We start from the raw sequence: 13,742 nt of genomic DNA on the forward strand, positions 1-13,742 counted from the left end.
GATGCCCCGATTATGTGCCCAATGCCGGCGCCCGCGCCTCATTGGCTGCCGGGACCGCCCATGTTCACCATCACCCGCAGCCCGATCACGATCGCGTTGGCCGGCACCCGCTTCACGCCCACCGTGTTGCCGAGGATGTCCGGGTGCACGATGTACTGCAGGTTGGGCACCAGGCTGACCACGGGGAAGAGCTTGTAGCTGTAGTTGAGCTCGGTCATCCATTCGTTGCGGGCGAAATGGTCGTTCGTGCCGCTATTCTTGTGGATGAGGTCGTCCTCGAAGCCCGTGGCCTTGCGGCTGAACCGGAACAAGGTGGCCTGGAAGCCGAGCGAATCGTTCGGCCGGGCGGCGGACAAGCCCGTCCAGAGCGCGCCGAAAGTGGATTGCAACGTGTAGTTCTCGGCGTTGTCCATCGGCCCGGTGACCGAGCCGAAGATCGCAAGATTGCGCGTGTTCGCGTTGGGATCAGGCTTCCAGACCACTTTGTCGGCCAGCACGTAGAGGCCGTAGCGCCCGCCGTCGTAGCTGCGCGCGGTGCCACCGGCGAGGCCGCGATGGAGGCCGCGCGTGTTGAGCTCCGGATCGGTGAACGGTGCGGAGTTGTACCAGCCGCCGATCTTCAGGTGCTTGGGGTACGGGTCGTTCGCGAAGCTGGTCTCGTAACCCACTTCGATGGGGATCATCACGCCGGTCGCGTTGTTGAGGCCCCAGTTCAGGCCATTGTTGTTGCGCCGGTCCGGGTTGATCTCGAAGGCGCCGATCGACACGTAGCGCGCGTCGGGCTGGTACTTCACGCGCGCGCCCCAGTTCACGTACGGAAAGCCGCTGAAACCGCCTGATGTATTGGTGAGCTGGTAAGGGCAGTCGGGCGCGCTGACGAAACGGCAGCCATACGTGGAACGGGCGAACTGCCAGGTGGCGTTGAGCCGGCCGGCAAGTACGTTGATATGACTGTCGGCGAACTGTTGCTCCCAACTGAGCTGGGCCAGCTGCCACTGGCGCTTCGGATACCAGTAGCCCTGGATCTTCTGGATCACCCCGATATCGTCCGCGGCGACGCTGTGTCCGTAATAGCGAGCGAAGGTGATATGCATCTTGCCGCCCTCGATGCCGGCGAGCTTGCCCATGTCCAGGTCGGCGCCGCCGACGGCACCGCCGCCATTCGTCGCACCCAGGCGCTCGCCGCCGCGCACGCTGGCCGCCCAGTCGTTCGCCCAGACGAAGCGGAGCGAGACGCCTTCGTCGCGAAGGCGGTCCACCGGCCCCTTGCTGTCCTGCGGTGGGACCGGCGCGACCTGACGCGGCTGTTGCGCATCGGATGTGGTCTGGGCGGTTGCGGCCGATGCGGCTAGCGTAACGACGGCGGCGATGGCGAAGCGACGGAACATCATGTGCTGTGGAACCCCCGATCCCGTCGGACAGGCGACGGTGCCGGGCGATCCTCGCCGCTGCGTGGGCCGGGGAACAACGCGATGGCGGAACTATCAGGTATGCGGAAGATGCATGACTTGCGTTACGTCATGACCATTGTGCATCGCAACAAGGGACGCGAGCGCCACGTACCTTGGTTTAATTGTCCCTTTTGGTGCGGCGTAGAATGATGCGGCCATGAATGAAAATCCTGTTCCCGGTATCGACGACTACGAGGGTCCCGCTGGCGGCTGGGGCGCGCTCGGCGCTGTGGCCCGTGCGCTCAGCGGCCAGATGGCCATCGCCCGCGAGTCCATCGCCCTGCACAAGGTGAACCAGCCGCAAGGCTTCGACTGCCCGGGTTGCGCCTGGCCCGACCCGAAGGAGACTTCCTCCTTCGAGTTCTGCGAAAACGGCGCGAAAGCGGTTTCATGGGAAGCCACGGCCAAGCGCGTGCGGCCGGAGTTCTTCGCCAGGAACACGGTGGCGAACCTGTGGAACCTTAGCGACTACACCCTGGAGGGCCTGGGACGGATCACCCATCCCATGGCGTACGACCGCGCGAGCGACACCTATCGTCCGATCGCATGGGAAGAGGCGTTCCGGCGCATCGGCACGGCCTTGCGCGCGTTGCCGGACCCGAACATGGCCGAGTTCTACACCTCGGGCCGCGCCTCCAACGAAGCCGCGTTCCTGTACCAGCTGTTCGTGCGTGAGTTCGGCACGAACAATTTCCCGGACTGCTCGAACATGTGCCATGAGGCCACGAGCGTGGGCCTGCCGCAATCGATCGGCGTGGGCAAGGGCACGGTGGTGCTCGAGGATTTCGAGCACTGCGACGCGATCTTCTGCATCGGTCACAACCCTGGCACCAACCATCCACGCATGCTTTCGACCTTGCGCGAGGCTTCGCTGCGCGGCGTGCCCATCGTGGTGCTCAATCCACTGCCCGAGCGCGGGCTGGAACGGTTCACGTCGCCACAGCATCCCCTGGAAATGCTTACCGGCAGATCCACGCGCATAGCGTCCACCTATTACAAGCTTAAGATCGGCGGCGACGTCGCCGTGCTGAAGGGCATGATGAAGGCCGTGCTCGCGGCCGACGAACGCGCCGTCGCCGCCGGCATGCCCCGCGTCGTCGACCAGGCCTTCATCGAGGCCAACACGGCCGGATTCGAAGCGCTCGCGGCCGATGTCTCCCACACGTCCTGGGAAGCTGTCGAACGCGCCTCCGGGCTTACCCGTGCGCAGGTCGAAGACGCGGCCGACATTTACGCCAAGGCGAAGAACGTCATCGTCTGCTACGGCATGGGTATCACCCAGCACGTGCACGGCACCGAGAACGTGCAGCAGATCGCCAACCTTTTGCTCTTGCGCGGCAACATCGGCCGACGCGGCGCCGGCATCTGCCCGCTGCGTGGCCATAGCAACGTGCAAGGCGACCGTACGGTGGGCATCACCGAGAAGCCGACGGATGCCTTGAACGACGGCATACGCGCCACTTATGGCTTCGAGCCACCCACGGCGCATGGGCACGATGCCGTCGCCGCGGTCATCGCCATCCGAGAGGGCCGCTCCAAGGCCCTCGTCGCGCTTGGCGGCAACCTGGCCGTGGCGATGCCCGACACGGCGGAAACCTTCGCGGCGATGGCGAAGCTCGACCTCGCGGTGCATATCGCCACGAAGCTCAACCGGTCGCACCTCATCCTGGCGAAGGAATCGTTCATCCTGCCGTGCCTGGGCAGGACGGAACTGGATGTGCAGGCCACCGGCCCGCAGTCGGTCACCGTGGAAGACTCGATGTCGATGGTGCATGCGTCCGCCGGCACGCTCACGCCTGCCTCGGAACACCTGCGTTCCGAGCCGTGGATCATCGCCGGTATCGCCAAGGCCACCCTGCCCGCCACGCGCGTGGACTGGGACCGGCTCGTGGGTGATTACAACCTCATCCGCGACGACATCGAAAAGGTGTTCCCGATCTTCCGCGACTTCAACAAGCGTGTGAACGTGCCTGGCGGGTTTCGCCTGCCGGTGCCGGCGAGCGAGCGCGAATGGGCCACGCCCGACAGGCTCGCCCGTTTTCTCGTCGCGCCTGGCCTCGACGAAGATCCACCGCTGGAAACAGGGGGTCTCATGCTGACCACCATCCGTTCGCACGACCAGTACAACACTACGATCTATGGCCTCAACGACCGTTACCGTGGCGTCACCGGGCGGCGCGACGTGGTTTTCATGCATGCCAACGATCTCGCGGCGCGCGGCCTCAAACATGGCGACCGCATCGATGTCTTCGCCACCGGGGCCAATGCCGCCGACGGCAGGGAACGCGCGGTGCGTGGCTTCGTGGCCGTCGCCTACGATATCGCCGAGGGATCGGTCGCGATGTACTACCCCGAGGGCAACGCGCTCATCGCGCTGGAAAGCCACGATCGCCGCTCGGGTACCCCGGCCTATAAGTCGGTGCCGGTGAAAATCGAAGCCTCGACCGTGCGCACGGCCTCCCCGGCACGGCCGAAGGCGGAACATGCCGCCTGAGCGTCACCCTCCTGCCGGTTGCGCCACGCGTCCGGTGACACGGGTCGATCGCGGCTTGCGCACGACCGACGACGACCGGCTCGCGGAAGAGGTTCCCGTGGCGATGCATTTCGACGGCTCTCCCTTTGCCGTGATGATGGCGACGCCGGACGATCTCGAGGATTTCGCCCGGGGTTTCGCATTGACGGAGGGCAAGGTGGCGACGGTGCTGGAGATCGTCGATATCGAAGTGCGCGAGGTGTTGGAAGGGATTACGGTGGATGTGCGCACGGCCTCCGGACTATCGCCGACAGGGTCGGCTCCCACCACCCCCCGCAGCCCGGTGGGAGCCGACCCTGTCGGCGATTCCTGCAGCTTGGTGGGAGCCGACCCTATCGGCGATTCCTGCAGCCTGGTGGGAGCCGACCTTGTCGGCGAATCGGGCCCGATGGCCCGGCAACTCCCCGGCCGCAGCGGCTGCGGCATCTGCGGAAGCCGTGAGCTGGAGGACGTGGTGCGCCATCCCGCTCCCGTGGCAGCCGGCCCCGTGATCGGTGCCGATGCCATCGAACGCGCTCTCGAATCGTTGCGCGGCATGCAACCGATCAACGCCTTCACCGGCTCCGTGCATGCCGCGGCCTGGGCGACACCCGACGGCACGATCGTGAAGGTTCGCGAAGACGTCGGCCGGCACAATGCGCTCGACAAACTGATTGGCGCGATGCTCGTCGACGGCAGCGATCCGCGCGACGGCTTCCTCGTGATCACGAGCCGCGCCAGCTACGAAATGGTGACCAAGGCGGCCGTCGCCGGCATGACCATCGTCGTGGCGATCTCCGCGCCCACGGCACTCGCCGTGCACCTTGCCGAAGATTGCGGCGTGACCCTGCTGGGCTTCGCCCGCCCGGGGCGATTCAATATTTACAGCCGTCCCGAGCGCATCGCCTGACCGCTCAACCCTTGCGACGGCGCAGGCTGTCCTTCACGTCGACATCGAAACGCACCGTGGTGGCCACGGTGTCGTGGCCGGGTATGTCGAAAACCAGGCCGTCCTTGCTCGGCAAGCGCGACTGCAGGTCGCGCAACGCCGTGCGCGGCACGCCCATGCGCCACTCGTGGGCGTTCCCCGAAAGCGTGCATGCGGGTCCATCGGTGGCATCGATCGAGTAGCGCATGGTGAATGCCTTGCCGAACGCGGTCGAGCCCAGCAAGGCGATGTCGTCGAGCAGTTCGCCCAACTCGTCCTCGTCGATGCGGACACGAACCGTGTCGTCTTCCAGTTGCACTCTCATGCGTTCGCCTCGTTCCATTCCTCGGGGGTGTTGCAGTTCAACAGGCAGCGCGTATCGATACCGTCGAGCGGCAGTCTCGCGGCGCCGAGCCGCTCCTGCAAGGCGAAGACCGACCGTTCGCGCCCGCTCAGCGCCATGACGCCGGCAAGCGCCTCGCGCGTGGCCGCATTCATCGTCAGGCGCATCGGCAGCGGATGACCCTGCCAGCTGACCGCCGCTGGCGTGGCGGCGGAGAGCAAAGGCCGGAGCACCCGCTCGTGTAGCCGCGGCATATCCACCGGAATCACCAGCCACTCGCCATCCGGAAGCGCATCGGCCGCGCTTGCGATGCCACCGACGGGGCCTGCACCGGGCCAGCGGTCGGGTATTCCGCCCGTGCGCGTTCCGCTGATGGCCACCCGTTCCGCGCCAGCGGATTGCAATACCTCCACGCTGCGCTCGAGCAAGGTGCGGCCGCCAAAGCGCATGAGCGCCTTGTCCTCGCCCATGCGCGACGAACGGCCGCCGGCGAGCACGAGACCGACGATCACGCCGCGTCCGCCGGATCGATCGGCCACGCGTCGGCGCCGTCCGCGCTGCCGGCCGTCAGCCAGGTGTTCGCCTGCGTGTAAGGAAGGATGCGATACGCGGCCTGCGCATCGGCAAGATAGGCGACCTGTCTTCCTTGCGCATCGTTCTCGATACGTCCCAGCGCGAATTGCCGCATCCCTTCGCGCCCGGCGAAGGGTTCCGCCATGGTGACGCGCGTGGGCCGCTCGGCGGCGAGACCCGCCATGGCGCGTAACACGGGCGCGACGAAGAAGCGATATCCCACCGCCACCGCGATGGGATTGCCGGGCAAGGCGAGTACCAACGGACCATCGTCGAAGCGTGCGGCGAGCAATGGCTTGCCCGGCCGGATGGCGACCTTGTGAAAGAGCTCCCGCGCACCGAGCGACGCCAGCGACGCAGGCACGAAGTCGAAGCGGCCCGCGGACACGGCGCCGGTGGTGACGATGAGATCCGCGCCGGCGGCGCGTGCGTCGCGCACCGCCGCATGGAACGCGTCGCCCACGTCGGGCACCCGCGCGCGCCTGACCGGCTCGACGCCCCAGGACGCGAGGCTGGCGGCGAGGAAGGGCCCGTTGGAATCATGGATGCCTCCCGGTGGCAAAGGGCCGGTGGCGTTGAGTTCGCTGCCGGTCGCGATGACGGCCACGCGAGGCCGGCGTACGACGTCGACGCGTTCGATACCCAGTGCGGCGAGCAGCATGACCGCCCCGGCGTCGATGCGCCGTCCGCGTTCGAGCGCGAGCGCGCCTTCGCCGATGTCCGCACCGGCGTGCCTGACGTTCTGCCCGCGGCGTTCGTCGGTGAGGAACCGGACCTGCGCTCCCTGCCTTTCGCAGCGCTCCACGGGCACGACGGTGTCGAATCCTTCCGGCATGCGCGCGCCGGTGGCGATCTCGCAGGCTTCGGCGCCGGGGTACGCGTCGGCCGTATCGCCGGCCGCATGCATCGCGGCCACCGTGCGGACGGTTCCGGCGGGAATCGTGTCGCTTTCCGCACGCAGGGCGTAGCCATCCATCGCCGCGTTGTCGAACGATGGCAGCGCGAGGGGGCTGGCGATGTCGGCTGCGAGGAACCGTCGCCGCGCGGCGTCGATGCCGACCTGCTCCACGTCGAGCAGCCGGACTTCAGCAAGCAGGAGCGCCAGCGCTTCGGGATAGGAAATCATGGGTGAAGCGTAACCCGCCCACGCGTCACCGTGTAGGAGCAATGGGCGGCCACATGGCCGCCCTTGCCTCGGGTCACGCCGAACGGCGTGACTGTTCCTGCGTCGCCGCCGGCCGGTAAGCGTGGAACGCCACCGTGGCCGAGGCGCGGCCCTGGCTCAACGAGCGCAGGGCGGTGCTGTAGCCGTCGAGTTGCGCCAGGGGCACGTCGGCGTCGATCTCCGTGCGTTCCTGCCGGTCGACCAGGTTGACGATCTGCCCGCCGCGGCGTTGCAGATCGCCCAGCACATCGCCCACCGCCGAACCCGGCGCACTCACCGACACGCGCATCACCGGCTCCAGCAGCACCGTGCCGGTCGCTTCCAGCGCCGACTTCACCGCGATCTGAGCCGCGCGATGGAACGCGGCCTCGTTCGAGTCCACCGCGTGAGCCTGCCCGTCCAGCACGGCGACCGCCGCACCGACCACGGGATAGCCTCGCGGGCCTTCCACCAGCGCCGCGGCGACGCCTTTCTCCACCGCCGCCTGGAACTGTTTGGGAATCACGCCGCCGGTAGTGCGGTCCTCGAAGCGGTTGGTTTCCTCGCCGGTCGGCGTGACCGACAACACCACGCGCGCGAACTGCCCGCTGCCACCGGTCTGCTTGGCGAGCTTGCCTTCCACGGCGCCCGAAGCCGCGGCCGGTGTTTCCTGGTAAGCCACGCGCGGCGAGCCCGTGCGCACCTGCACGCCCCACTCGCGGCGCAGACGCTCCACCATCACTTCCAGGTGCAGTTCGCCCATGCCCCAGACCAGGGTTTCGCCAGTATCCGGATCGGTACCGACGCGGAACGATGGATCCTCCTGCGCGAGGCGGGCCAGTCCGTTGCCCAGCTTGAGCAGGTCGGCGGAACGCTCGGGCGACAACCGCCACGACAGTACGGCCGGTTGCGCCTGGATGGTCTCCAGCCGCACGCGGCGGTGCGTATCGGAGAGCGTCTCGCCCGTCGCCACGTCTTTCCAGCCCGCGATCGCGACGATGTCTCCGGCCTCGGCGACGTCCACCGCCTCGGTGTCTTCGGCACGCACGACCGCCAGTCGGCCGATGCGCTGCACGCGATCGGTACCGCTACGCCACACGGCGTCGCCCACGTTCAACCGGCCCGAGTACACACGGATGAAGGCCAATGGACCGTGCGCCTGGTTGACCACCTTGAAGACGAGCGCCGCCAACGGCGCGTCCGCGTCGGGCGCGACCATCACATCGCCATCGTCGGCATGCCCGACTACGGGCGGACGATCCAGTGGCGACGGCAAGTATGCGACGAACGCATCCAACAGCGGTTCGATACCGACGTTGCGGAACGCCGAGCCCGGAAGCACCGGTGAACCGGCACCCGCGAGCGTGCCGCGTCGAAGCGCCGCCGTGAGTGTCGCCGCGTCGATCGGCTGTTCCGCGAGCCAGAGTTCGGCCAGCGTATCGTCACGATCGGCCACGGCGGCCACGAGTTCGGCACGCGCGTCCGCGTACATCGCACGTTCGGCTTCCGCCCACGGTTGGACCGCAGGCGTGCCTGCTTCGTCGAAACGCCACGTGCGTTCCGCCACGAGGTCGACCAGGCCCGTCATGTGTTCACCTTCGATGATCGGCCGCGCCACCACCCACGGGTTCGCGCCGAGCTTGTCGCGCATCTGTCCCACCACCGCGTCGAAATCCGCGCCCGGGCGGTCCATCTTGTTGACGAACGCCATCAACGGCACGCCATGCCGGCGTGCCTGGTGCCAGACGGTTTCGGATTGCGGCTGCACACCGGCAACGCCGGAGAACACGGTGACGGCGCCGTCGAGCACGCGCAGCGAGCGTTCGACCTCGATGGCGAAATCGATGTGCCCCGGCGTGTCGATCAGCGTCAGGCGATGCGGCTGGCCACCTTCCGGCGTCCAGTTCGCGCGCACGGCGGCGGCGCCGATCGTGATGCCACGCTCGCGCTCGAGTTCCATATGATCGGTGGTGGTGGCGCCGTCGTGCACCTCGCCGGTACGGTGGATCGTGCCGGTCTTGTAGAGCAGGCGTTCGGTGAGCGTGGTCTTGCCCGCGTCGACGTGCGCGATGATGCCGAGGTTGCGCCAACGGCCGACGGGAATCTGGGTTTCGCGGGGGGTACTCATGGCTAACGGTTCCTGATGGGGTCGCCAGGGGCTCGGATGTCATCTCGAGCGAGGCACTCCCCGATCCGTTTACCGCCGCCCCTGGCTAAGCGGGACGGTCAGGATCGGGGGTCGCGGCAGTTCTTCATGGCACGCTGCTCCAAAGTCAAAAAAGGTTCTTCACGCTCGGGAAAGCTCTGGCGGGAGCCGACCCTGTCGGCGATGGGTGCTTGCCGTAATCTGGCCCGCTGCCGCGGGATCGCCGACAGGGTCGGCTCCCACCAGAGCTTTCCCTGCTCGAAGCCGGGCCTGACACCGGACAAAAAAAAGCACCCTTGCGGGTGCTTTTGGTGTTCTCGGAGGCCGGTGCGCCGTCTTACGACGAAGCTCCGCCAGGCACGGAACGCGCGCACCCGCGACGCGCCCATGGGGCGACCGGTGGGACATGCATCAAATCGTGCTTGCAGCGGAACATGGCTTGGCTCTCGTGACAGGAGGCGAATGCTACGCCCGGACTGGTTGACCAGCAAGGCGCGCCGTCTTCGCGTTGGGCCCTAGTTAGGGACGCCAGGGCCAGTTTCAAGGGGGCGGCGTTCCTGCCTTCGCTATCGTGTCGGTGGCAGTCCCGCTTCACATGACGCGATTGTCATGCGTGACGGTGACTCCTGGCATTTACAGTAGTCGATGGCAGGTGTATCCGCTTCGGATAGCACCGCATCCCCACATGGCCTGGAGTCCCGCATGCGCTACGTCAAACTCGGCCGTACCGGCCTCGACATTTCTCCCCTGGTCCTCGGCTGCATGACCTACGGCGTGCCCGAGCGCGGCAACCACGCCTGGACGCTCGACGAGGAACAAAGCCGTCCCTTCATCCGCAAGGCGCTCGACCTCGGGATCAATTTCTTTGACACCGCGAATGCGTATTCCGATGGCACTTCCGAAGAAATCGTCGGCCGTGCGCTGAAGGATTTCGCACGGCGCGACGAAGTCGTGATCGCCACGAAGACCTACTTCCATTGGCGCAAGGGTCCCAATGGCGGCGGGCTTTCACGCAAGGCGATCTTCCACTCCGTCGACGACAGCCTCCAGCGCCTGGGTACCGATTACATCGACCTGCTGCAGATCCACCGCGCGGATCACACCACGCCGATCGAAGAGACGCTCGAAGCGCTGCACGACCTGGTGAAGGCGGGGAAGGTGCGTTACCTCGGCGCGTCGTCGATGTACGCATGGCAGTTCGCGAAGATGGTCTACACCTCGCGCCTGCACGGCTGGACCGAATTCGTGAGCATGCAGGACCACTACAACCTGCTCCAGCGGGAGGAAGAGCGCGAGATGATTCCGTTCTGCATCGACCAGAACATCGCGGTCCTTCCCTGGAGCCCCCTGGCGCGCGGCCGCCTCACCCGCGACTGGGACGAAACGAGCACCCGCCAGGACAGCGACGTCTTCGGCAGCACGCTGTACAACGCGACGGCCGATTCGGACAAGGCGATCGTCGCCGCGGTGAAGAAAGTCGCCGACGGGCGTGGCGTGCCGCGCGCGCAGGTCGCCCTGTCGTGGGTGGCCCACCGTGCGGGTGTCACGGCGCCTATCGTGGGCGCCTCCAAGCCCCATCACCTCGACGACGCCGTGGCGGCGATCGATCTCGTACTGAGCGACGAGGAGACGGCGATGCTGGAGGCGGCCTATGGCCCGCACCCCATCGCCGGATTCGAATAGGCTTGACATCTGTGCATATGCACGAGCATGATGCCGCCCATGGACAGCCGTAACGTCTTCTGCAATTGCTTCGCCGCCCGCCAGGCGGCTCGGGCGTTGACGCGCGACTATGAGCGGCACCTCGCCCCCAGCGGCCTCACGAGCAGCCAGTTCTCCATCCTGATCGTGGTCGAGGAACGGCCTGGGGTCGGCATGCGCGAACTGGCCGATGAGTTGGTGATGGACCGGACCAGCCTCGTGCGCGCCCTGAAGCCCCTGCAACGGGACGGTCTGGTGGCCGTCGGCGCGGCGGGATCGGGCGGTCCCCGGCAAAACGCCCTGCGCCTGACGCCAGCGGGCCTGGCAAAACTGGCCCAGGCGATACCGCTGTGGAACGACGCCCAGAACGAATTCGTGGAACGCTTCGGCGGAGCAGGCCCCGCCGCCGAGGCCCGTGCCGCGCTTCATCGTATGAGTCAGCTGGCCTGATTTTTCTTCACCCATAACTGTGCATATGCACGACACTCGACAAAGGTATTCGTCATGACCACCCCTAACCCCGGCATCGCCCTCGTCACCGGCGCCTCCACCGGCATCGGCGCGATCTACGCCGACCGCCTCGCCCGCCGTGGCTACGACCTCATCCTCGTCGCCCGCAACAAGGACAAGCTCGACTCCCTGGCGAAGCACATCGCCGCGACCACCGGCCACAGCGTACGTGTCGTCGCCGCCGACCTCACCGCCGAGGTGGATATCGCCCGGGTCGAAGCGGTGATCGCCGAGACGCCGGAAATCAGCCTGCTGGTCAACAACGCCGGCGTGGGTTCCACGGCGAAGCTGCTCGAAGCAGACGTTCGCAAGATGACCGACATGATCGCGCTCAACGTGACCGCCCCGACCCGCCTCATCTACAAGGCCGTCCCCGCTTTCGTGGCGCGCGGCGGTGGCGCGGTGATCAATATTGCCTCGATCGTCGCCATCGCACCGGAACTGCTCAACGGGGTCTACGGCGGCAGCAAGGCCTTCGTGCTCGCCCTCACCCAGTCCATGCACCACGAACTGGCGGACAAGAACATCAAGGTACAGGCCGTTCTTCCCGGCGCCACCGCCACGGACTTCTGGGACATCTCGGGCACGCCGCTGGAACACGTGCCGCAGGCGTGGGTGATGTCCGCGGAAGACATGGTCGACGCCTCGCTCGCCGGGTTCGACGCCGGTGAGCTGGTGACCTTGCCCGCCGTGGAAGACAACGCCCTGATCGACGGTTTCGAGTCGGCAAGGCGCGCGCTGTTCGGCCAGCTGTCGGGCACGGCGCCCGCCTCGCGGTACGGAGTGGGGTCCAGGGTGTCCGCCTGAGCGACAGGCATCCTTCCAAACGGAGGCCGCTGAACATCCATGCAACCGTCACCCCCGGGCGCTACCCTTCCCCCTGCAAACCGGCCCGGAGGCGTGTATCATGGCGCGCCCTTTATCTCTTTATCCGTAAAGAAGGATATATCCCCGCGATGAGCAACTACCTCTTCACCTCCGAGTCGGTCTCCGAAGGCCATCCGGACAAGATCGCCGACCAGATCTCCGACGCCGTTCTGGACGCCATCCTGGCCCAGGATCCGCGCGCTCGCGTGGCCTGCGAGACGCTGGTGAAGACCGGCGTCGCCATCGTCGCGGGCGAGATCACCACCAGCGCGTGGATCGACCTCGAGGCGCTGACCCGCAAGGTCATCCTCGACATCGGCTACGACAGCTCGGAAGTCGGTTTCGACGGCGAGACCTGCGGCGTGCTGAACCTGATCGGCAAGCAGTCCCCGGACATCAACCAGGGTGTCGACCGCAAGAAGCCCGAAGAACAGGGCGCGGGCGACCAGGGCCTGATGTTCGGCTACGCCACGAACGAGACCAGCGAGTACATGCCGGCGGCGATTCACTACGCGCATCGCCTCGTCGAGCAGCAGACCAAGGTCCGCAAAAAGAAGAACTCGCCGCTGCCGTGGCTGCGCCCGGATGCGAAGAGCCAGGTCACGCTGCGTTACGAAAATGGCGAGGCCGTCGCCATCGACGCCGTCGTGCTGTCGACCCAGCACGATCCGGACGTGAAGCAGAAAGACCTGATCGAAGGCGTGCGCGAGCTGATCCTGAAGCCCGTGCTGCCGGCGAAGCTCCTGCACAAGGGCACCAAGTTCCACATCAACCCGACCGGCAAGTTCGTCATCGGCGGCCCGGTGGGCGACTGCGGCCTGACCGGCCGCAAGATCATCGTCGACACCTACGGCGGCTGGGCCCGTCACGGTGGTGGCGCGTTCTCCGGCAAGGACCCGTCCAAGGTCGACCGTTCGGCCGCCTATGCGGCTCGCTATGTCGCCAAGAACATCGTCGCCGCCGGCCTCGCCGACCGTTGCGAGATCCAGGTCAGCTACGCCATCGGCGTGGCCGAGCCCACCTCGATCTCGGTGACCACCTTCGGCACCGGCAAGATCCCCGACGAGAAGATCGAGAAGCTGATCCGCAAGCACTTCGACCTGCGTCCGTACGGCATCATCAAGATGCTCGACCTGGTCCACCCGATGTACCAGCCGACCGCGTCGAACGGCCACTTCGGCCGCAAGCCCTACGAGATCACCGACAAGAACGGCAACACGTTCACGGCGTTCTCCTGGGAGAAGACCGACAAGGCCGACGTCCTGCGCGACGCCGCCGGCCTCGGCGCGACGGTCGCCCGCCGCAAGTAAGCGGCACTTCCGGCAAGGCATGAAAACGGGCGCCCAGGCGCCCGTTTTCTTTTGTGAAGCCAGCTTTCGGTGAGGGCCTAGCTTTGGTGGGAGCCGACTCTATCGGCGATCCCGCGGCGGCGGGCCAGCTCATCGCAAGCACCCATCGCCGACAGGGTCGGCTCCCACCAAGCCGTGTCCCATGGGGCTTGCAGCGCGGCCTCCGCTTCCTGTGACTACTGGCCTCGCTTCCGCCTTGGTCACAGCCATTTCATGGC

Annotated in this window: 11 protein-coding genes; 6 read left to right on the top strand and 5 right to left on the bottom strand. The window is 66.7% G+C overall.

The annotated features are described in order from the left end of the window. Positions 1-38: 38 nt before the first annotated feature. Positions 39-1,391, bottom strand: coding sequence for a carbohydrate porin (locus QFZ41_RS07070; protein WP_429198106.1), 1,353 nt, complete (start codon positions 1,389-1,391; stop codon positions 39-41). A gap of 217 nt (positions 1,392-1,608) precedes the next feature. Between QFZ41_RS07070 and QFZ41_RS07075 the strand changes: the two genes are divergently transcribed. Both QFZ41_RS07075 and fdhD read left to right on the top strand, forming a co-directional pair. Beyond that, positions 1,609-3,945: an FdhF/YdeP family oxidoreductase gene (locus QFZ41_RS07075; protein ID WP_429198107.1), complete on the top strand. Its 2,337-nt coding sequence runs from the start codon at positions 1,609-1,611 to the stop codon at positions 3,943-3,945. After that, positions 3,935-4,873, top strand: a complete 939-nt coding sequence (fdhD, locus tag QFZ41_RS07080) for a formate dehydrogenase accessory sulfurtransferase FdhD (RefSeq protein WP_429198108.1) — start codon at positions 3,935-3,937, stop codon at positions 4,871-4,873. Before QFZ41_RS07075 ends, fdhD begins: the two co-directional genes overlap by 11 nt. Before the next feature lie 4 nt (positions 4,874-4,877). On the opposite strand, the gene QFZ41_RS07085 is transcribed toward fdhD, so the two are convergent. From QFZ41_RS07085 to fusA, 4 genes are all read right to left on the bottom strand, one after another. Further along, positions 4,878-5,216, bottom strand: a complete 339-nt coding sequence (locus tag QFZ41_RS07085; RefSeq protein WP_429198109.1) for a hypothetical protein — start codon at positions 5,214-5,216, stop codon at positions 4,878-4,880. Further along, positions 5,213-5,773: a molybdenum cofactor guanylyltransferase gene (mobA, locus tag QFZ41_RS07090; RefSeq protein ID WP_429198110.1), complete on the bottom strand. Its 561-nt coding sequence runs from the start codon at positions 5,771-5,773 to the stop codon at positions 5,213-5,215. The genes QFZ41_RS07085 and mobA overlap by 4 nt, the downstream gene beginning before the upstream one ends. After that, the gene (locus QFZ41_RS07095; protein WP_429198111.1) at positions 5,743-6,933 is read right to left on the bottom strand and encodes a molybdopterin molybdotransferase MoeA; all 1,191 of its coding nucleotides are present in this window, start codon (positions 6,931-6,933) and stop codon (positions 5,743-5,745) included. The genes mobA and QFZ41_RS07095 overlap by 31 nt, the downstream gene beginning before the upstream one ends. Positions 6,934-7,006: 73 nt before the next feature. Further along, on the bottom strand, positions 7,007-9,079 hold the full coding sequence (fusA, locus tag QFZ41_RS07100) for an elongation factor G (protein ID WP_429198112.1): 2,073 nt from the start codon (positions 9,077-9,079) through the stop codon (positions 7,007-7,009). A gap of 720 nt (positions 9,080-9,799) precedes the next feature. On the opposite strand from fusA, the gene QFZ41_RS07105 reads away from it, so the two are divergent. The 4 genes from QFZ41_RS07105 to metK all read left to right on the top strand — a co-directional run bounded on the left by QFZ41_RS07105 (position 9,800) and on the right by metK (position 13,485). Then, the gene (locus QFZ41_RS07105) at positions 9,800-10,780 is read left to right on the top strand and encodes an aldo/keto reductase (protein ID WP_429198113.1); all 981 of its coding nucleotides are present in this window, start codon (positions 9,800-9,802) and stop codon (positions 10,778-10,780) included. Between the two features lie 39 nt (positions 10,781-10,819). Then, entirely contained in the window at positions 10,820-11,248 is a 429-nt protein-coding gene (locus QFZ41_RS07110; RefSeq protein WP_429198114.1) for a MarR family winged helix-turn-helix transcriptional regulator, read from the top strand. Positions 11,249-11,302: 54 nt separating this feature from the next. Next, a complete protein-coding gene (locus QFZ41_RS07115) occupies positions 11,303-12,115 on the top strand; it encodes an SDR family NAD(P)-dependent oxidoreductase (RefSeq protein WP_429198115.1) in 813 nt (270 codons plus the stop codon). Positions 12,116-12,264: 149 nt separating this feature from the next. Then, complete coding sequence (gene metK / locus QFZ41_RS07120) at positions 12,265-13,485, top strand: methionine adenosyltransferase (protein ID WP_306850936.1); 1,221 nt, start codon at positions 12,265-12,267, stop codon at positions 13,483-13,485. The last annotated feature ends 257 nt before the right edge of the window (positions 13,486-13,742 follow it).

The organism is Luteibacter sp. W1I16 (assembly GCF_050434905.1).
In the GTDB taxonomy this organism is placed as follows: domain Bacteria; phylum Pseudomonadota; class Gammaproteobacteria; order Xanthomonadales; family Rhodanobacteraceae; genus Luteibacter.

Excerpts from the sequence above, each read along its gene's own strand:
- fusA (WP_429198112.1), bottom strand. The coding sequence starts at position 9,079 with ATGAGTACCCCCCGCGAAACCCAGATTCCCGTCGGCCGTTGGCGCAAC.
- QFZ41_RS07085 (WP_429198109.1), bottom strand. The coding sequence starts at position 5,216 with ATGAGAGTGCAACTGGAAGACGACACGGTTCGTGTCCGCATCGACGAG.
- QFZ41_RS07070 (WP_429198106.1), bottom strand. The coding sequence starts at position 1,391 with ATGATGTTCCGTCGCTTCGCCATCGCCGCCGTCGTTACGCTAGCCGCA.
- QFZ41_RS07075 (WP_429198107.1), top strand. The coding sequence starts at position 1,609 with ATGAATGAAAATCCTGTTCCCGGTATCGACGACTACGAGGGTCCCGCT.
- fdhD (WP_429198108.1), top strand. The coding sequence starts at position 3,935 with ATGCCGCCTGAGCGTCACCCTCCTGCCGGTTGCGCCACGCGTCCGGTG.
- QFZ41_RS07095 (WP_429198111.1), bottom strand. The coding sequence starts at position 6,933 with ATGATTTCCTATCCCGAAGCGCTGGCGCTCCTGCTTGCTGAAGTCCGG.
- metK (WP_306850936.1), top strand. The coding sequence starts at position 12,265 with ATGAGCAACTACCTCTTCACCTCCGAGTCGGTCTCCGAAGGCCATCCG.
- QFZ41_RS07105 (WP_429198113.1), top strand. The coding sequence starts at position 9,800 with ATGCGCTACGTCAAACTCGGCCGTACCGGCCTCGACATTTCTCCCCTG.
- QFZ41_RS07110 (WP_429198114.1), top strand. The coding sequence starts at position 10,820 with ATGGACAGCCGTAACGTCTTCTGCAATTGCTTCGCCGCCCGCCAGGCG.
- QFZ41_RS07115 (WP_429198115.1), top strand. The coding sequence starts at position 11,303 with ATGACCACCCCTAACCCCGGCATCGCCCTCGTCACCGGCGCCTCCACC.